Source organism: Kribbella sp. VKM Ac-2568 (assembly GCF_004345365.1).
GTDB classification, from domain to species: domain Bacteria; phylum Actinomycetota; class Actinomycetes; order Propionibacteriales; family Kribbellaceae; genus Kribbella; species Kribbella orskensis.
The window spans coordinates 434,277-452,625 of the sequence record NZ_SLVF01000002.1; the positions used below are offsets into that span (position 1 = coordinate 434,277).

Genomic DNA, 18,349 nt, shown 5'->3' on the forward strand with positions numbered 1-18,349 from the left:
CATCGCCGGGTGATGAGTTTTCCCGGGCTCCCTCGTCTCAAGAACCATGGCCGGGAAGGCCCCGGTCGTTCGAGGAGGTAGACCCATGGCGAAGGTGCTGTATCACGTGACGATGTCGCTCGACGGATTCATCGCCGGTCCCGGCCACACGATGGACTGGCTCCGCAAGGCGGATCTCGGCCCGCAGAGCGAAGGGATGGCAGTGCCCGAGACTCTCGGCGCGGCACTCGCCGGACGCAACGGATACGAGCTCGGTCGCCAGGCCGGCGGCGAGTTGTACGGCGGTGTCTACCGCGGGCCGATCTTCATCCTCACCCACCGCCCGCCCACAGACGAGACGAACCCCGCCTACACCTTTCTCAGCGGCGACATCACCGACGCCGTCAGGACGGCACTCGCAGCCGCCAAGGGCAAAGACCTGCTCGTCCTGGGAGGCACCGTCGCCGAGCAGTGCTTGCAGTCCGGTTTGCTCGACGAGATCTTCGTCCACGTCGCCCCCATCCTCCTGGGCGACGGGATCCCGATCTTCCGCAGCTCGAACCTGACCGTGGATCTCGACCCGATCAGCAACACCCAGGAAGGCCGCAGCACGAACCTCCGCTACGCGGTACGACGCTGACGTGGACGACGAAAGACCCGGACGGCTGTGCGGCAGCCGTCCGGGTCCCTGTTTGCTACTTGGTCGTGCGGTTTGCCACTTGGTCGTGCGGTTTGCTACTTGGCGACCACGCGGAGCGTGAAGTCGGCCTCACCGTCGCCCGTGACGCGGACGGAGTAGCCGGCCGAGCGCAGCGCGTCGTAGTCCTTGTTCGAGCTGACCCGGTCGCTGAGCGACTTGACCGCCTCGAAGTCGACGTAGCCGACCATCACGGCACCCGAGCTGTCCGGCACGGCCTGCTTGAAGCTCTCGGTCTGGCCGAGGTTGCCGCCCCGCAGGACCTGGTCGGCGTACGCCTTGTCAGTGGCGATCACCAGGGTGTCGCCGTCCTTGGCCTTCTCGATCGGGATGTTGACCGACGAGCGGGTGCGGATCAGGTTGTTCACCTTGTCCACGACCGCCTCGGCCTTACCCGGGTCGGTCTCCATCCGGGCGGCGATCTTCGGGCCGTTCGAGGTTTCCTTGTCCACCGCGACGGCGACGTTCTTGCCCAGCAGCGGCTTCAGGTCGTCCGGCAGCACCAGCCCGGTCTCCGCGGTGAACTGCTTCGTCAGCTCGCCGAGGTTCAGCCCGGACGAGGACTTCTCCAGCTGGGTCCAGATCGTGCCGACCAGGTTCGCGCCGTCGGACAGCGCGAGCGCGCCGGCGGTCGTGTCGGGCAGTTTGCCGATCAGGTCACCGGCGTCGGACGCGTTGACCTTGATGCTCTGGTCGCCGTGCACGACGCCCTTCAGCTCGACGTACTGCGAGTCGAACCGCAGCGCCGCGGCCGCGCTCCCCTCGGGCAGCGCCGCCCGCTGGTCGTCGGTCAGCCGCTTGCCCGCGGCCAGCGCGATGCCCTTGGTGTCGGCCCAGAAGGAGGCGAAGCCCTGCTCGCCGAGGTCGGACATGTCCTTGCTGAACTTCGCGTTCTCCGACAGTGGGCTGTCCTTGCTGGCGGCAACCGCCGCGTCGACCGTCGGCTGGTCGTCGGACAGGATCACGTAGCCGTTGCTGAACGCCCGGCCCGGCTTGTCCTTCTCGTCCGCGAACAGCTTGTCCAGACCCTGGGTGGCCTTGCCCTCGTCCTTCACCTGGACCGCGACCACGGCGTCCGGCTCCTCGCCGTCCTTGCCCGGGACCGCGGCAAGACCGGCCCGGTCACCGAGCCACGGCTTGATGTCCTTGTCGAAGTCGACGTCGGCCAGGTCGTCGCCGGCGTCCTTCTTGATCAGCTCGAACAGCTTCTGACGCAGGTCGTCCTGGTCGCTGTTGAGGCCGATCTTCTCCTTCGCGGACGGGAACTTCATCAGGTACCGCAGCGCGGCCACCTTCTGACCGGCCGACGGGTTCAGGTCGATCCGGGCGTAGGCGACGGCGTTGCCCGGCAGCACCGCGGCCGGCTGGTCACCGCCGGCCAACCGCCCGTAGGCGAAGACCGCGCCGCCACCGATGACCGCGAGCACCGCCACGATGGCGACCAGCGGGATCAGCTTGCCGCGCTTCCTCTTCGGCTCCGGCTGCCACTGCTGCGCCTGCGGGAAACCCCCGTACGGCGGCTGGCCGCCCGGCGGGTAGCCACCCTGCTCGTAGCCACCCTGCTCGTAGCCACCCTGCTGGTAGCCGCCGGCCTGGTAGTTGCCGGGGGCACCCTGCTGGTAACCGCCCTGCTGCTGGCTGTTCTGCGGGTAGTCGGGCGAACCAGGCTGCGGCCACAACGACCCCGGCCCCTGCTGCGGCCCCTGCTGCGGCTGGTACTGCCCCGGCTGTCCCTGGCCCCCTGGGTACTGACCCGGTTGGCCCTGGCCCGGGTAGCCCGGACCCTGCGGTGGGCCGCCGTACGGGCCCTGTGGTCCGCCGGCCGCGCCTTGGTGGCGCTCGCCCGACGGCGGATTGGTGTAGTCGGACATGATTCCCCTCGCGTTGCCGATGGCCTCACCACCGGACGGGACAGGCTATTGCACCTGCGGCGAGGTTTGTGACGCGGCAGATGACGAACTGGTTGCAACCGGTTCTGCCCGCCAAGTGGTAGCGGCGATTATTGCCGCTGCGAGGGCCGCTCCGACCAGCCAGGAGGCCAGCGGAGTCCAAGTGTGCAGTTCCAGCGGCGCCGCGAGCAGGTCACCCGGCTTGGATGCCTCCAGCCGCGGCTGCAGCGGATCGTGCCCCAGCAGCATGCCGACGCCCCAGGCGATGCCCGCGCCGAGCGCCGAGCCGAGCACGACGATCCCGACCGCCCACGGACCGTAGTTGCGCAACCACCAGAAGACAGCGGCCCCGAGCACCAGCCCGGCCAGGAAGCCGATCACCGTGAAGGTGCCGTCCGGGCCGAAGATCTTGGTCATCTGCTCTTCGCCGAGCGACCCACCACGGTCGTCCACCGTGTACTGCGCGAGCGGGGCGAACTGCTGCCACGCCCAACCGGCCACCACTCCAGCGACCAGGAACACCGCGATCGTCACGGCGATCGCCTTGCTCCACGGCATCTTCGGATCCGGCAACACCGGCGTCGCCTGCCCATGCTGCGGATGCTGGGTGTAGCCGAACGGCTGCTGGTACGGCTGTGGTTGCTGCTGACCTGGCTGAGTCACGTCGCCAGTGTGGCTCATTCCTGCAACTCCCGCCCCACCGCCCTGGTCAGGCAAAGGACCATCGCTCACCACTGCCTCAGCTGGCCAGGCAGGACGGGCCGAGCAGCGCCTTCAGGTCTGCCATCAGCGACGAGGTCGGGGTGACCCGGAACCGGTCGCCGATCCGCATCACCGTCGTTTTCTGCCGGGCCTGGAGCCGCAGCTGCACCTCGGTCATGCCCGGGTGCGACTGCAGCACGTCGCGGAGCTGCTCGACCAGTGGCGGCGTACAGCGGTTGACCGGCATGGTGATCACCACCGGCCCGCTCGGGCCCTCGGTCAGGTCGGGCACGGTGACGTCGGAGCCGCTCAGCTCCACCCGGTCGTCGCGGCGGCGCAGCCGGCCCTTCATCAGGATGATCGCGTCGTTGGTGAGCAGGTGCGCGGCCAGCTGGTACGCCGAGGAGAACATCATCACCTCGATCGAACCTTCGAGGTCCTCGATGGTGACGATCGCATAGATGTCACCGCGCTTGTTCACCTTGCGCTGCACCGCGGTGACGAGACCCCCGATCGTGACCTGGGTGCCGTCGGGGCGGTCCTCGTCGGCGAGCAGCTGACCGATGGTGCAGTCGGTGCCGTTGGTGAGCACGTGCTCGACGCCGAACAGCGGGTGGTCCGAGACGTACAGCCCGAGCATGTCGCGCTCGTGCGCGAGCTTGGTCGCCTTGTCCCACTCCTCGATCTCGGGCACCGTCACGGTGAGCCGGCTGTTGCCCTCGCCCTCGTCGGAGTCGTCGCCCATCGAGAACAGGTCGAACTGGCCGTGCGCCTCGTTCCGCTTGAGGTCGATCGCCTCGTCCACCGCCTGCTCGTGCACGGCGACGACGGCCCGGCGGGCGTGCCCCATCGAGTCGAACGAGCCGGCCTTGGCCAGCGACTCGATCACGCGCTTGTTGCAGACCGGCAGCGGCACCTTGTCGATGAAGTCGACGAAGTCGGTGAACCTGCCCTCGGACTCCCGCGCGCCGACGATCTCGGCCACCACGTTGACGCCGACGTTGCGGATCGCGGACAGGCCGAAGCGGATGTCGGTGCCGACCGGGGTGAAGTTCGAGTCCGACTCGTTCACGTCCGGCGGCAGCACCTTGATGCCCATCCGGCGGCACTCGTTCAGGTAGATGGCCATCTTGTCCTTGTCGTCCTTCACGGACGTCAGAACAGCGGCCATGTACTCCGCGGGGTAGTTCGCCTTCAGATAGGCGGTCCAGTACGAGACCAGCCCGTACGCCGCGGAGTGCGCCTTGTTGAACGCGTAGTCGGAGAACGGGACCAGGACGTCCCACAGCGCCTTGATCGAGGCGGCGCTGAAGCCGTGGTCCTTCATCCCGGCCTCGAAGCCTACGTACTCGGCGTCGAGTACTTCCTTCTTCTTCTTGCCCATCGCCTTGCGGAGCAGGTCCGCCTTGCCCAGGCTGTAGCCGGCCAGCTCCTGGGCGATCTTCAGCACCTGCTCCTGGTAGACGATCAGCCCGTACGTCGGGCCCAGGATCGGCTCCAGCGCCGTCTCCAACTCGGGGTGCAGGTAGGTGATCTCCTGCTGCCCGTTCTTGCGCAGCGCGTAGTTGGTGTGCGAGTTCGCACCCATCGGGCCGGGCCGGTAGAGCGCGCCGACCGCGGAGATGTCCTCGAAGCTGTCGGGCTTCATCAGCCGCAGCAGCGCCCGCATCGGCCCGCCGTCGAACTGGAAGACGCCGAGCGTGTCGCCCCGGCCCAGCAGCTCGAACGTCGCCTTGTCGTCGAGGGTGTTGCCCAGCCCGTCCAGGTCGACGGTGAAGCCGTGCGCGGCCTCGATGTTCTTGATCGCGTCGTCCATGATCGTCAGGTTGCGCAGGCCGAGGAAGTCCATCTTGACCAGGCCGAGCGTCTCGCAGCTCGGGTAGTCGAACTGGGTGATGACCTGGCCGTCCTGGTCGCGGCGCATGATCGGGATCAGGTCGATCAGCGGCTCGCTGGACATGATCACGCCGGCCGCGTGCACGCCCCACTGGCGCTTCAGGTTCTCCAGCCCGCGCGCGGTGTCGACGATCTTGCGCACGTCCTGGTCGGACTCGTACAGCTGGCGGAACTCGCCGGCCTCGGAGTACCGCTTGTGCTGCGGGTCGAAGATGCCGGACAGCGGCACGTCCTTGCCCATCACCGCGGGCGGCATCGCCTTGGTGATCCGGTCCCCCATCGCGAACGGGTAATCCAGCACCCGGCCGGCGTCCTTGATCGCCTGCTTGGCCTTGATCGTGCCGTAGGTGACGATCATCGCGACCCGGTCGTCGCCGTACTTCTCGGTGACGTAGCGGATCACCTCGGGGCGGCGACGGTCGTCGAAGTCGATGTCGAAGTCGGGCATCGACATGCGTTCCGGGTTCAGGAACCGCTCGAAGATCAGACCGTGGCGCAGCGGGTCCAGGTCGGTGATGCGCATCGCGTAAGCGCACATCGAGCCGGCACCCGAACCACGGCCGGGGCCGACCCGGATGCCGTTGTTCTTCGCCCAGTTGATGAAGTCCGCGACGACCAGGAAGTAGCCCGCGTAGCCCTTCGAGACGATGACCTCGATCTCGTACTCGGCTTGCTTGCGGACGTTGTCCGGGACGCCTTCCGGGTAGCGCTTGTGCAGACCCGTCTCCACCTCGGCGACGAACCAGGACTCCTCGTTGTGACCCTCGGGGCAGGGGAAGCGCGGCATGAACCGGCCCTCGCCCTCGGTGAAGGACACGTCGCACTGCTCCGCGATCAGCAGCGTGTTGTCACACGCCTCGGGCAGTTCCTTCCAGACCTCGCGCATCTCCGCGGCGGTCTTCACATAGAACTCGTTCGCGTCGAACTTGAACCGGTTCGGATCCGACAGCGTCGAGCCGGACTGGACGCAGAGCAGCGCCGCGTGCGCGACCGAGTCCTCGGGCTTGGTGTAGTGCAGGTCGTTCGTCGCGACGAGCGGCAGGCCGAGCTCGCGGGCCAGCTTCAGCAGGTCCTGCTGGATGTCGCGCTCGATGCCGAGCCCGTGGTCCATCAGCTCGCAGTAGTAGTTCTCCGCGCCGAAGATGTCGCGGAACTCGGCGGCCGCCTCGACGGCCTCCTTGTACTGCCCGAGCCGGAGTCTGGTCTGCACCTCGCCCGACGGGCAGCCGGTCGTCGCGATCAGGCCCTTGCCGTAGGTCTGCAGCAGTTCGCGGTCCATCCTGGGCTTGAAGTAGTAGCCCTCGAGGCTGGCCAGCGATGACATCCTGAACAGGTTGTGCATGCCGCTGGTGTTCTTCGCCAGCAGCGTCATGTGGGTGTACGCACCGCTACCGGACACATCGTCGCGACCGGAGTTCGCGTCGCCCCACTTGACCCGCTTTCGCTCGCTGCGGTGCGTGTGCGGCGTCAAGTACGCCTCGACGCCGATGATCGGCTTGACGTCGTACTTCTGGGCCGTCTTCCAGAACTCGTAGGCCCCGAAGACGTAGCCGTGGTCGGTGGTCGCGATCGCCGGCATGCCCATCTCCTGGGCGGTTTTGAACAACTCGTCGATCCGCGCGGCGCCGTCCAGCATGGAGTACTCGGTGTGCACGTGTAGATGCACGAAACTGTCGCTGGACGCCATGTCTTCGCAGACCTCCCAGAGGCGTGAGTGAGCGGGACTGACACAGCCTATGTGGGCCCACCGACAGTCCTTGAGTCGGCTCACCGACGCGTCCTCGGCCGCCCGATATCCGGTCGTGGACGACACCACTTCACACCACTTCGCGGCTCTCCCCGGCGACCACGAGGGCCTGCCCGTCCCGCAGCTTCAGATGCCGTACGCCGGTACGCTCGTACAGCTCGGCGATCTTCTCCACCAGCTCCGTCTCCGGGTGTCCCGGGGAGTTCAGGTGCGGGACGATCGCCTCGTCGAGCACGCCGAGGCCCTCCCAGATCACCTCGCCCTCGACCTGGGTCACGTCGTCGCAGAGCTCCAGCCCGCGCAGACTCGGGGCCAGCACACACGGCCCGGCGCTGTAGCCGGCGTAGACGAGCTCCCCCGAGCGGATCAGGTCCGGCAGGAACTTGTCGGCTCCGCTGCGGGCCAGGGCGACCCGGAGCACGAAGACGTTCCCGCCGCGCACCCACAGTCCGTCGTACTGCGTGAGCCCGGCGCGCAGGTCGGAGTCGCCGCGAGCGCCACCGGCGGAGTACGAGCGGAGGTCGACCTCCACGGGGCGCAGCCCGAGCTCGGTCAGCCATTCGATCTCCGCGGCCACCTTCTCCCGGCGGAGAGCGGGGTCTTCGGCGTCGATCGCGTTGCAGATCACCGCTACCCGTCCGGAGGCGGGCAGCAGCGCGACGAGCCGCTCCGGGTGGTCGCCCAAGCGGAAGGACGAGAGGTAGAGCTTCATGGGCTTACTGGGTGGCGGCCAGTTGGTCGAGGGCCTGGTCGAGGTCTGCCGGGTACTCCGAGGTGTACTCGACGTACTCGCCGGAGCCCGGGTGGTTGAAGCCGAGGCGCATGGCGTGGAGCCACTGGCGGGAGAGCTGGAGGCGCTCGGCGAGCACCGGGTCGGCGCCGTACGTGAGGTCGCCGCAGCACGGGTGCCCGATCGCGGACATGTGGACGCGGATCTGGTGCGTCCGGCCGGTCTCCAGGGTGATCTCGAGCAGCGTCGCGAACCGGAAGGCCTCGAGTGTCTCGTAGTGCGTCACGCTCGGCTTGCCGCCCGCGACGACGCCGAACTTGTAGTCGTGGTTCGGGTGCCGGTCGATCGGCGCGTCCACCGTGCCGGTGAACGGATCCGGGTGGCCCTGCACGAGCGCGTGGTAGATCTTCTTGACCGTGCGCTCCTTGAAGGCGCGCTTCAGCACGGTGTAGCTGTACTCCGTCTTGGCGACCACCATGAGGCCCGAAGTACCGACGTCCAGCCGGTGCACGATGCCCTTGCGCTCCGCGGCGCCGCTGGTCGAGATGGAGAAGCCTGCGCCTGCCAGGTGCCCGATCACGGTCGGCCCGGTCCAGCCCGGCGACGGGTGCGCGGCCACGCCGACCGGCTTGTCGACGACGATGATCTCGTCGTCGTCGTGCACGATCCGCAGGTTGTCGACGGTCTCCGGTACGACGGTGATCTCGCCGGGCGGCGGGGGCAGTTCCACGTCGAGCATCACGCCGGCAGTCACCCGCGCGGACTTCAGCGCCGGGGATCCGTCCATCTGGACCAGCCCGGACTCGATCAGCTCGGCGGCCTTGGTCCGGGAGACGCCGAACAACCGCGACAGCGCGGCGTCGAGGCGCTCACCGGCGAGGCCGTCAGGCACCATCACCGTGCGAGAGTCGCCGCTCACTTCTTACCCACGTCCTTGGTGCCGTCGAGCTTGATCCCGCGCAGGGTCTGGATCACCAGCAGGATCGCGGCCGAGGTGACGGCCATGTCGGCGACGTTGAAGATCGCCCAGTGCGGGGTCTGCAGGAAGTCGACCACGTGACCGTGGAACGGCGACGGCTCGCGGAAGATCCGGTCGGTGATGTTGCCGACCGCGCCGCCGAACAGGAAGCCGAACGCGACCGCCCAGCCGATCGAGCCGAGTCGCCGGGACAACCAGACGACGCCGACCGCGACGATGATCTGGACCGCGCTGATCACCGGGGTGAAGTCGGACCCCAGGCTGAACGCGGCCCCGGGATTGCGGATCAGGTTGAACTTGAGCAGCGACCCGATCACATTCACCGGCTCCCCCGGCGTCAGATGCTGCAACGCCAGCGCCTTGGTCAGCTGATCAAGCCCAAGCACCAGCAACCCGACAACAGCGAACACCACCATCAACCGCCACGACGGCGGCTTGCGGCCGCCGCCGTTCTCGTCAGCGGAGGTGGTGTCGTCCGGAGGCGGGGACGACGGAGAACCGGCCGACTCGAGGTCGGCCGGTTCGGTCTGGGGGTCAGCTGACGCGTCCCCTGGCAGGTGGGACGGTTCTGATTCGCTCAGCGGCGTTCTTCGCGTTCTTTGCATGACACGCACAGTGTCGCACGCGGGAACGCCTGCAACCGCCCCTTGCCGATCGCCTTGCCGCAGCTCTCGCAGACGCCGTAGGTGCCGTCGTCGATCCGGGACAGCGCCCGCTCGATCTGGTCCAGCATGTCGCGGGCGTTGTTCGCCAAGGACATCTCGTGGTCCCGCTCGAGGGTGGTCGAGCCGACGTCGGCCTGGTCGTTGCCGGCCCCGTCGCCACCGTCGCGGAGCAGACCGACGATCTCCTGCTCGGCGTCGCGGATCTCTTCCTTCAGGTGCACCGCGTCCGCCTCGAGCTCACCGCGCAGCTCTTCCATCTCGGCCGCGGTCCAGGGAGTCTCGCCCTCCTTGACGGTGAGCGTCTCGGCCTTCTTCACGGGCGACTTGGGCGGCGCCGTGGCCGGGGTGCGGTTCTCGTTCGTCTTCATAGCCACCCTCTTCGTCGATGTCTGCTTGGCAGGGGTCTTCTTCGCCGCGGTCTTCTTGACCGGAGCTTCAGTGGAATTCGCGGCGCTCTTCTCGGCCGCGGCTTTTCGTCTGGGGGCGGACTTCTTCGGAGCCGATGTAGCCATGGTCGACTACCCCCTGCCTTCGTCGGAGACTGAAGCGGACTGGTCGCAAGACAGTAGGACACGCGAGGGCCGCGTGCCAGCCCGACGCGCAGACCGTGGACATACGGTAGTCGGTCCTTCAAGCCCGCTCGATGTTCCGCGCGTCACAGCCACATGTCGGACAACGTTCAGGCAAGCAATTGCTTCAGTTTCGGCCCGATCTCAGCCTCACTTCCCGCCACTTCGAGCAGCTTGTCCCGGCTGGTCGCTCCGCGTACCAGCGTCACCGCGGAGCGTCTCACCCCCAGTGCCTCCGCCACCGCCTGCAGAACAGCCTTCGTCGCCTGTCCCTCCACCGCGCGGGCCGCCACCGCGACCACCAGGGCCGCACCCGAGGGTCCGTCATACCGGCCCCCGACGGCGGTCCGGGACGCGCCCGGTTTCACCCGCACGAGAATTCTCATGGACGAATTCTCTCCTGACCACCGATTAACGATTCGTAGTCGCGTGGTGCGGAGTCGTACACTTTCCCAACGCGACCGCAAGGCCTTGATGGGGCTATCACCCCGGAGCCGCCGGAAGAACAGTCCGCCAGGACCCAGTAGAACCGGCAGCGACGCGCAATGAAGTGGGTGATCGCAACCAGGTCACCAAGAAGGGTGGTACCGCGGAGCCCGGCGACAGCGCCGGCGCCTCGTCCCTTCGTCCAGCAGGCAACTGGCTCGACGAAGGACGCAGGAAATGGCGGAGAACCCCAGCACCCCGTGGCGGCAGGTCCCGGCTCAGGTCGATCTGCCCGCGATCGAGCGGGAGATGCTCGGCTACTGGGACGACAACGACACGTTCGCCAAGAGCCTCGAGCAGTCGGCCGGCGGCACCCCCTGGACCTTCTACGAGGGCCCGCCGACCGCGAACGGACATCCCGGCACCCACCACATCGAGGCCCGCGTCTTCAAGGACGTGTTCCCGCGCTACCGGACCATGAAAGGTCACTGGGTCGAGCGCAAGGCCGGGTGGGACTGCCACGGACTCCCGGTCGAGGTGGCGGTCGAGAAGGAGCTCGGCTTCAACGGCAAGAAGGACATCGAGGCGTACGGCATCGCGGAGTTCAACGCGAAGTGCCGGGAGTCGGTGCTCCGGCACGTCGACGAGTTCGCCGAGCTGACCACCCGGATGGGCTACTGGGTGGATCTGGAGCACCCGTACCGGACGATGGACCCGCAGTACGTCGAGTCCGTCTGGTGGTCGCTCAAGCAGATCCACGACAAGGGCCAACTGGTCGAGGACTACCGGATCACGCCGTACTGCCCGCGCTGCGGTACCGGCCTGTCCGACCACGAGCTCGCCCAGGGGTACGAGACGGTCGTCGACCCGTCGGTCTACGTCCGCTTCCCGCTGACCTCGGGCCCGTTCGCGGGCAAGGCCTCCCTACTGGTCTGGACCACCACCCCGTGGACGCTGGTCTCCAACACGGCCGTCGCCGTGCACCCGGACGTCACCTACGTGGTCGCGACCGACGGGAACGAGTCGCTGGTCGTGGCGGAGCCGCTGCTCAGCGCACTGGGCGAGGCCTGGGCGGTCACCGAGCGGTTCTCCGGCCGGGAGATGGAGCACTGGGCCTACCAGCGCCCGTTCGACCTGGTGGAGTTCCCCGAACCGGCGCACTACGTCGTACTGGCTGAATACGTGACCACCGAGGACGGCACCGGTCTGGTGCACCAGTCCCCCGCGTTCGGCGCCGACGACCTCCAGGTCGCCCGGGCCTACAACCTGCCGGTGGTGAACCCGGTGGAGTCGGACGGCCACTTCGCCGCCGACGTACCGCTGGTGGGCGGGCAGTTCTTCAAGAAGGCCGACGAGGACCTGGTGAAGGACCTGCAGGAGCGCGGCGTCCTCTTCAGGCACGTGCCGTACGAGCACCCGTACCCGCACTGCTGGCGGTGCCACACCCCGGTCATGTACTACGCGCTGCCGTCCTGGTACATCCGCACCACCCAGGTGAAGGACGCGCTGCTGCGGGAGAACGAGAAGACCAACTGGTTCCCCGAGTCGGTGAAGTGGGGCCGGTACGGCGACTGGCTGCGCAACAACATCGACTGGGCCGTCTCCCGCTCCAGGTACTGGGGTACTCCGCTGCCGATCTGGCGCTGCGCCGAGGACCACCAGGTCTGCGTCGGGTCGCTCGCCGAGCTGAGCGAGCTGGCCGGACGCGACGTCAGCTCAACCGATCCGCACCGGCCGTACGTCGACGACATCACCTTCGCCTGCCCGACCTGCGGCGAGGAGTCGCGCCGGGTCGCCGAGGTCATCGACGCCTGGTACGACTCGGGCTCGATGCCGTTCGCGCAGTGGGGCTACCCGTGGGTCGAGGGGTCGAAGGAGCGGTTCGACCAGGCCTTCCCGGCGGACTTCATCTCAGAGGCGATCGACCAGACGCGCGGCTGGTTCTACACGCTGATGGCGATCGGCACCCTGGTGTTCGACGAGTCGTCGTACCGCAACGTCGTCTGCCTCGGGCACATCATGGCCGAGGACGGCCGGAAGATGTCCAAGCACCTGGGCAACATCCTCGAGCCGATCCCGCTGATGGACAACCACAGCGCGGACGCGGTGCGCTGGTTCATGGCCTGCTCCGGCTCGCCGTGGAAGGCGCGCGGCATCGGGCCGAACGTGCTCAACGAGATCGTCCGCAAGGTGCTGCTGACGTACTGGAACACGGTCGCCTTCCACGCGCTCTACGCCCGGCTCGCCGACTGGTCGCCGACGGCCGAGGCGCCGCCGGTCGCGGAGCGGTCCGTGCTCGACCGCTGGCTGGTCAGCGAGACGAACCGGCTGGTTCGCGACACCGACGAGGCCTACGCGTCCTTCGACACCCAGAAGCTCGGCGCGCTGATCGGCCAGTTCGTCGACGTGCTGTCGAACTGGTACGTCCGCCGGTCGCGCCGCCGTTTCTGGGCGGGTGACGCCGGCGCTCTGGCGACACTGCACGAGACGCTGGACGTGCTCACCCGGGTGATGTCGCCGCTCACCCCGTTCGTCACCGAGCGGGTCTGGCAGGACGTCTTCCGCCCGGTTACCCCGGGTCTGCCCGAGTCGGTCCACCTGACCGCGTTCCCGACGTACGACGAGGGCCTGATCGACGACACGCTGGCGACGCACGTCTCGATGGCCCGGCGGGTAGTCGAGCTGGGCCGGTCGGCCCGGGCCGAGGCGAAGGTCCGCACTCGGCAGCCGCTCGGTCGCGCGCTGGTCGGGTCGGCCGCGATCGCGGATCTCGACGACGAACTGCTGAAGGAGATCGCGGAAGAGCTGAACGTCGGCTCGGTCGAACCGCTGTCCTCGGCCGGCGCCGACCTCGTCGAGTACTCCGCGAAGGGCAACTTCCGCGAGCTCGGCAAGCGGTTCGCCAAGCAGACGCCGGTGGTCGCGGCCGCGATCGCCGCTGCGGACGCCGCCGGACTGGCCGCCTCACTCAAGGCCTCCGGTACTGCGACCGTGGTGGTCGACGGCGAGAACATCGAGGTCGGCGCGGACGAGGTGCTGCTGTCGGAGCGCCCGCGTGAGGGCTGGTCCGTGGTCAACGAGCAAGGTGAGACGGTCGCGCTCGACCTGGAGGTGACGCCGGAGCTCAAGCAGGCCGGTCTCGCCCGGGAGGTCGTCCGGACCCTGCAGGAGGCCCGCAAGAACGCCGGCCTGGAGGTCTCGGACCGGATCATCGTCTGGCTGTCCGCGTCGGGTGAGCTGGCCAATGCGCTCGGCAACCACGCCGACGAGATCGCCCGCGAGGTGCTGGCCACCGAGCTGACCCAGTCGGCGCCCTCGGCAACGGACGAGCTCAGCACCGGCTCCGACGAGGAGCTCGGCCTCAGCTACTGGCTGACCAAGGCCTGAGCCAAACCTGCGCACAGCAGGAGGCCTTCAGCGCGGCGGGGAAACCCGTCGCGCTCGAAGGCTGTGCGTGGCGGACTGCCACGCGGAGTGGGTCGGCGATGTGGCGACCCGGCTGCGGATCACCGACGTCGACACCCTCGGCGGACGGAAAGCCCCGCTCACCTGGCCGTGGTATCCGGCGGCCGATGGGGACCCAACGTCACGAAGGGGCGACAGTCAGTCAGATTTGTCCAGACATGACGAAGAGGCGGTGCTGCCGGATTAGCACCGCCTCTGTCAGAGGCCAGACAAACTGGAGCGCAGGTGGTTCTTAAACGCCGTGGCCGTGAGCCTGGGCGCGAGCCTCCGGGCGGAAGCCGTTGCGCGGGCTCAACGTGTCATCGCCGTTGCCGAGTGCCTTCAGCTGCTCGGTGAAGTACGTCTTCAGCCGGCTGCGGTACTCGCGCTCGTAAGCGTGCAGGTCGTCGATGGTGCGCTCGAGCTGACCCTTCTGCTTCTCCAGCGTGCCCAGCATCTGCGCGCGACGCTCGGCGATCTCGCCGTCCAGCTTCTCGGCGCGGGCACGGGCCTCGCCGGTCATCCGGTCGGCCTTGCCGCGAGCCTCGTTCTCCAGGCGCTCGGCCTTGGCGCGGGCCTCACCGATGATCTTGTCGGCGGTGTCCTTCGCCTCCTGGACCAGGTCGTCGGAGTGCTTCGTGGCCATCTCCAGCAGCCGCACAGCGGAGCTGGAGGCGTCGCCGACGGTTCCTGCTGCCGCAGCAGCACCCGCGGTCGCAACAGCGGGCGCGACGACTGGCGGTGGCTTCTCCTCCGGCTTCTCCACGACGACTGGGGCCGGCTTGGGCTGTTGCACGACGGGAGGCAGGGCGGCGGTCTGGTCGACCACCGGGCGGTCCTGCCCACTGCCGGCACGCTGAGCCGCCGCAAGCTTCGCGCGCAGCTCCTCGTTCTCGGCGAGAAGTCGCTCGAGCTCAGCTTCGACCTCGTCGAGGAAGGAGTCGACCTCAGTGACGTCGTAGCCCTCCCGCAATCGGACGGGCGTGAACTGCTTCGAGCGGACGTCATCCGGCGTCAGCGGCATCTTTCACCTCGTTTGTCTGTGTCTTGGCGGAGTCCCCGTGGCCTAGACCTCGGCGACTCAGTAGATCACGTTATCGCTTCGTTGTGTTCTGGCGGAATCCGGGCGGGCGATAACGGTCCCCGTGTCCCCGTTTCTCGGGTCTGCTCCTACCCAGGTGTGCGCGTCCTCACGCTTGTGATCACAGTGACCTGATCGCAGTCGAGTTGATCGACATCGCCAGCGAGACGAGCACGAACAGCATCAGCATCGACAGGTCGATCCGGATGCCACCCGCGCCGATCGGCGGCAGGATCCGCCGCAGCGGCCGCAGGAACGGGTCGGTGACCGAGTAGATCAGCTCGAACAGCAGCAGCATCGGGCCCTTCGGGTGCCACTGCGGCGCGAACATGACGATCAGACTGAGCACGAACCTCGCCACCAACATCAGGAAGAAGGCGAGCAGCACCCAACTGAGAACACTGAGGACGAGCAGGAGAGCAGTCATAGTCAGACAAGAGTGTAGAAGACCGGGGGTAACCGGGCGTCAGCTCTGGTTGTAGAACCCGTCCGCCGCGATCTTCTCCTTCTCCTCCGCGGCCAGCGTCACGTTCGGCGGGCAGACCAGGAACACCTTGGTGGTGATCCGCTCGATCGACCCACGGCAGCAGAAGATCAGGCCGGCCGCGAAGTCCACCAGACGCTTGGCGTCCGCGTGGTCCATCTCGGTCAGGTTCATGATGACGGGTGTGCCGTCGCGGAAGTGCTCACCGATCACGCGCGCCTCGTTGTAGCTGCGCGGGTGCACGGTGGTGATGCGGGCCAACTCGGTAACCTCCGGGGAAGCTGTGACGCCACGTCGATCCGGGAACTTGCTGACCGTGCCGACCTGCTCCTCGGAGCTGCTGCTCCGGGCGGGCACCGGCTCGGTCTCGTGGGACTCCCCGTCGACGGCTTCGTCCACGTAGTCGTCGTAGCCGTCGTCGTACTCGTCGTCGTAGCGCGCGTTGTAGCGCTCGCCGTCCTCGACCAAGCCGAGGTACACACCCATCTTGCGCAACGCGCCGCTCATGGCCCTCCAGCCCCTCGGTCCAGTCCTGTTCAACGACAACGCGAGCGGGTCGAAAACCTGCTCGATGTCGACACTAGCCCAGAGGAGGACGCGTACCGAGTAATGCGCGCCCGAGCCGAACGTGTGTCGCTCCGTGCCTGATCGCGGCTTCGAGATCGCCGCTCATGCCCGCCGAGATGCAGTCCGCGCCGGCGTGTTCGGAGCGTAGCCGCGATGCTACGGATTCCAGTCCGGCGAACGCCTCGTCCGGGTCCGACCCGAGCGGCGCCACCGCCATCACGCCGCCCAGTTCCAGCCCGTCCGCCCCCGCGACCTCCGCCGCCAACGCCGGTACGTCGTCCGGCACCACGCCGCCCCGGCTCATCCCGGTCGCAGCGTCCGCGGATCCGTACGCCGCGAGGCTCACCTGCAGCAGGCAGCGCAGCGTCTTCCCCTCCTCCACAGCCGCCCGGGACAACGCCTTCACCAGCGACGACCGGTCGACCGAGTGCACGACGGCCGCGCACCGAACCACCGAGCGGGCCTTGTTCGACTGCAACTGCCCGACGAAGTGCCAGGTGACGTCCTGGCAGTCCGGAGCCTTGACCTTCAGCTCCTGCTCGCGGTTCTCCCCCAGGTCATGCACTCCCAGCGCCGCCAGAGCCCGTACGTCGCTGATCGGGAACGTTTTGGTGATCGCGACCAGGGTCACCGCGTCCTCGGCCCTCCCAGCGGCCACACAGGCCGTCTGGATCCGCTTCCGCACGGCCCGAAGGTTGTCCCGCAGCTGGTTCTCCCGGTCCACGGCGTCCGCGGGGGTCACGGCGTCGGTCACGGAGCCAGCCTGACGAGGCCGGCCAGCCGGCCGCTGACGGGACCCTCGCGCCGGTAGGAGTACAGGTCGTCCGACTCGATGGTGCATTTCGTCGCGTCGATGACGGCACACCCCAGCTCGTTCAGCTGCGCCACAACCCCTGCGGCCACGTCGATGGACGGTGTCCCCCAGCTCGTCTCGGCGTACGACGCGGGCACGCGCTCGGCGACCTCGGCGCGCATCTCCTCGGGGACCTCGTAACAGCGGCCGCAGGCGTACGGCCCGAGCACGGCGGTGACCTGCTCGGCCCCGAGCGCCCGCATCGCTTCCACCGTCGCCGGGACGACACCGAAGTACAGGCCGCGGCGGCCGGAGTGGGCGGCGCCGATGACTCCGTTGACGCGGTCGGCGAGCAGTACCGGCAGGCAGTCGGCCGCGCGGACGCAGAGAACCACATCGGTCCGGGTGGTCACCAGCGCGTCGGCGATCGGGTTCGGCTGGACCGGGAGCTCGTCGCCGGGCCGGACGACGTGGACATCGCGTCCATGCACCTGACTGACCCGGATCACCGCCGTCGGGTCGACCTCGAAGGCGCCGGCCAACCGGCGGAAGTTCTCCGCGATCGCGTCCGCCTCGTCCCCCGCGGCACTGCCCAGATTCAGCTCGCCGTACGGCGATTTGCTGGCTCCCCCGTAGCGATCGGTGAAGGCGAAGCGGACACCATCGAGAACCTCGTCGTAGCCGAACACACCCGAAGGTTATCCAGCGACGGCAACCAGTCCTGCGGCCGCCCGCGCTTCGTCGGTGACCTCGCGGCGGCCGGGGGCTGCCGGTAGTGCGATCACGTGCTCGAGCGCCCGTCGATACGCCTCTGCGAAGGCGGACTCAGCGTCCACCTCGACCTCGGGAGAGATGCCGACTCCTTCCCAGTTCGTTCCGGAGATCGGATTGAGCGCGCGCTGGATCGGCACAGACGCCTCCAGGTGCGGGTGGACGGTGAAACCCTCGCGCGGGTGAGCGCCGCCCCGGGTGCGCTCGCCGACCACCACCGCACGACCCAACTGCTGAAGGTTGTAGGTCAACTCCTCGGCGCCGGAGAACGTGGTCGAGCTGGTAAGCACCCAGATCGGCTTGGTGCCGCCGAAGCGGGGCCCACTCACCGGAACCGTCCAGTGCTGCCGGACCGCTCCGGTGGACGGCGTGACCAGGTCGTTCAAGTGCACCGGTTCGCCGTCCAAGAGATAGCTGCACACCAGCGCGACCATCTCCGGCGATCCACCGCGGCATCCGCGCAGATCCAGCAGCAGCGCGTCGGTGCCCCACAGCAGCGTCATGGCTCCGGCCAGCGCGGCACCGGCGTACTTCGGGTCGTACAGCGTCGGCTTGATCGCCAGCACGCCGATATTTCCGGCCAGACGTTCGGCCCGGGCCATCCCGGCGGCGGTCAACTCGACATGGCGGACCCAGGCGGCTTCCTCGGCGACCGGGTCCTCGTCCTCTTCGAACAGTTCGTCGATGTGGTGGATCAGGCGCAGATGCTTGTCCCCGTTACCCACCTGGAGATCGGCCGTCACCTGCTCGGCGAGCCGTACCGGCTCGGTGACCTCGTCGTACCGGCCGGCCACCTGGGCGGCGATCAACCTGTCGGCCACCGCCTGGCCGACGTCGGGAAACACATAGTGCTCGCGGATCAAGGCCGCGACCTGATCGATGACTGCCTTGATCTCGTCTGTGCGCATGGCGGTCAGTGAAGCACCGCCA

16 protein-coding genes are annotated in these 18,349 nt (G+C 68.0%); 2 read left to right on the forward strand and 14 right to left on the reverse strand.

Annotated features, from left to right (window positions below; genetic code table 11):
* The first annotated feature begins 85 nt into the window (after positions 1-85).
* Positions 86-619 carry a dihydrofolate reductase family protein gene (locus tag EV648_RS05860; protein WP_132285785.1) on the forward strand — a complete coding sequence of 178 codons (534 nt, stop codon included), beginning with the start codon at positions 86-88 and terminating at the stop codon, positions 617-619.
* A gap of 95 nt (positions 620-714) precedes the next feature.
* On the opposite strand, the gene EV648_RS05865 is transcribed toward EV648_RS05860, so the two are convergent.
* The 8 genes from EV648_RS05865 to EV648_RS05900 all read right to left on the reverse strand — a co-directional run bounded on the left by EV648_RS05865 (position 715) and on the right by EV648_RS05900 (position 10,239).
* Complete coding sequence (locus tag EV648_RS05865; RefSeq protein WP_132285788.1) at positions 715-2,547, reverse strand: DUF3352 domain-containing protein; 1,833 nt, start codon at positions 2,545-2,547, stop codon at positions 715-717.
* A gap of 45 nt (positions 2,548-2,592) precedes the next feature.
* Positions 2,593-3,228, reverse strand: coding sequence for a hypothetical protein (locus EV648_RS05870; protein ID WP_241994921.1), 636 nt, complete (start codon positions 3,226-3,228; stop codon positions 2,593-2,595).
* Positions 3,229-3,304: 76 nt separating this feature from the next.
* The gene (dnaE, locus tag EV648_RS05875) at positions 3,305-6,850 is read right to left on the reverse strand and encodes a DNA polymerase III subunit alpha (protein WP_132285811.1); all 3,546 of its coding nucleotides are present in this window, start codon (positions 6,848-6,850) and stop codon (positions 3,305-3,307) included.
* A 130-nt stretch (positions 6,851-6,980) separates the two neighbouring features.
* Complete coding sequence (locus EV648_RS05880) at positions 6,981-7,622, reverse strand: Type 1 glutamine amidotransferase-like domain-containing protein (protein ID WP_132285814.1); 642 nt, start codon at positions 7,620-7,622, stop codon at positions 6,981-6,983.
* Positions 7,623-7,626: 4 nt separating this feature from the next.
* On the reverse strand, positions 7,627-8,535 hold the full coding sequence (locus EV648_RS05885; RefSeq protein ID WP_132286714.1) for an RluA family pseudouridine synthase: 909 nt from the start codon (positions 8,533-8,535) through the stop codon (positions 7,627-7,629).
* Positions 8,536-8,555: 20 nt separating this feature from the next.
* Entirely contained in the window at positions 8,556-9,224 is a 669-nt protein-coding gene (gene lspA, locus EV648_RS05890; protein ID WP_132285817.1) for a signal peptidase II, read from the reverse strand.
* Complete coding sequence (locus tag EV648_RS45055) at positions 9,197-9,796, reverse strand: TraR/DksA C4-type zinc finger protein (protein WP_132285820.1); 600 nt, start codon at positions 9,794-9,796, stop codon at positions 9,197-9,199. Before EV648_RS45055 ends, lspA begins: the two co-directional genes overlap by 28 nt.
* Before the next feature lie 167 nt (positions 9,797-9,963).
* On the reverse strand, positions 9,964-10,239 hold the full coding sequence (locus EV648_RS05900) for a DUF167 domain-containing protein (protein ID WP_132188022.1): 276 nt from the start codon (positions 10,237-10,239) through the stop codon (positions 9,964-9,966).
* A gap of 277 nt (positions 10,240-10,516) precedes the next feature.
* Between EV648_RS05900 and ileS the strand changes: the two genes are divergently transcribed.
* The gene (gene ileS / locus EV648_RS05905) at positions 10,517-13,666 is read left to right on the forward strand and encodes an isoleucine--tRNA ligase (RefSeq protein ID WP_132285823.1); all 3,150 of its coding nucleotides are present in this window, start codon (positions 10,517-10,519) and stop codon (positions 13,664-13,666) included.
* Between the two features lie 310 nt (positions 13,667-13,976).
* On the opposite strand, the gene EV648_RS05910 is transcribed toward ileS, so the two are convergent.
* From EV648_RS05910 to EV648_RS05935, 6 genes are all read right to left on the reverse strand, one after another.
* Positions 13,977-14,747: a DivIVA domain-containing protein gene (locus EV648_RS05910; RefSeq protein WP_132285826.1), complete on the reverse strand. Its 771-nt coding sequence runs from the start codon at positions 14,745-14,747 to the stop codon at positions 13,977-13,979.
* A 178-nt stretch (positions 14,748-14,925) separates the two neighbouring features.
* Positions 14,926-15,231 carry a YggT family protein gene (locus EV648_RS05915; protein WP_132285829.1) on the reverse strand — a complete coding sequence of 102 codons (306 nt, stop codon included), beginning with the start codon at positions 15,229-15,231 and terminating at the stop codon, positions 14,926-14,928.
* A gap of 39 nt (positions 15,232-15,270) precedes the next feature.
* Complete coding sequence (locus tag EV648_RS05920) at positions 15,271-15,795, reverse strand: cell division protein SepF (RefSeq protein WP_132285832.1); 525 nt, start codon at positions 15,793-15,795, stop codon at positions 15,271-15,273.
* 73 nt (positions 15,796-15,868) lie between these two features.
* Positions 15,869-16,609: a YggS family pyridoxal phosphate-dependent enzyme gene (locus tag EV648_RS05925; protein ID WP_241994922.1), complete on the reverse strand. Its 741-nt coding sequence runs from the start codon at positions 16,607-16,609 to the stop codon at positions 15,869-15,871.
* The gene (pgeF, locus tag EV648_RS05930; protein ID WP_132285838.1) at positions 16,606-17,337 is read right to left on the reverse strand and encodes a peptidoglycan editing factor PgeF; all 732 of its coding nucleotides are present in this window, start codon (positions 17,335-17,337) and stop codon (positions 16,606-16,608) included. The genes EV648_RS05925 and pgeF overlap by 4 nt, the downstream gene beginning before the upstream one ends.
* A gap of 9 nt (positions 17,338-17,346) precedes the next feature.
* Positions 17,347-18,327: a S41 family peptidase gene (locus tag EV648_RS05935; RefSeq protein WP_132285841.1), complete on the reverse strand. Its 981-nt coding sequence runs from the start codon at positions 18,325-18,327 to the stop codon at positions 17,347-17,349.
* Positions 18,328-18,349 lie beyond the last annotated feature (22 nt).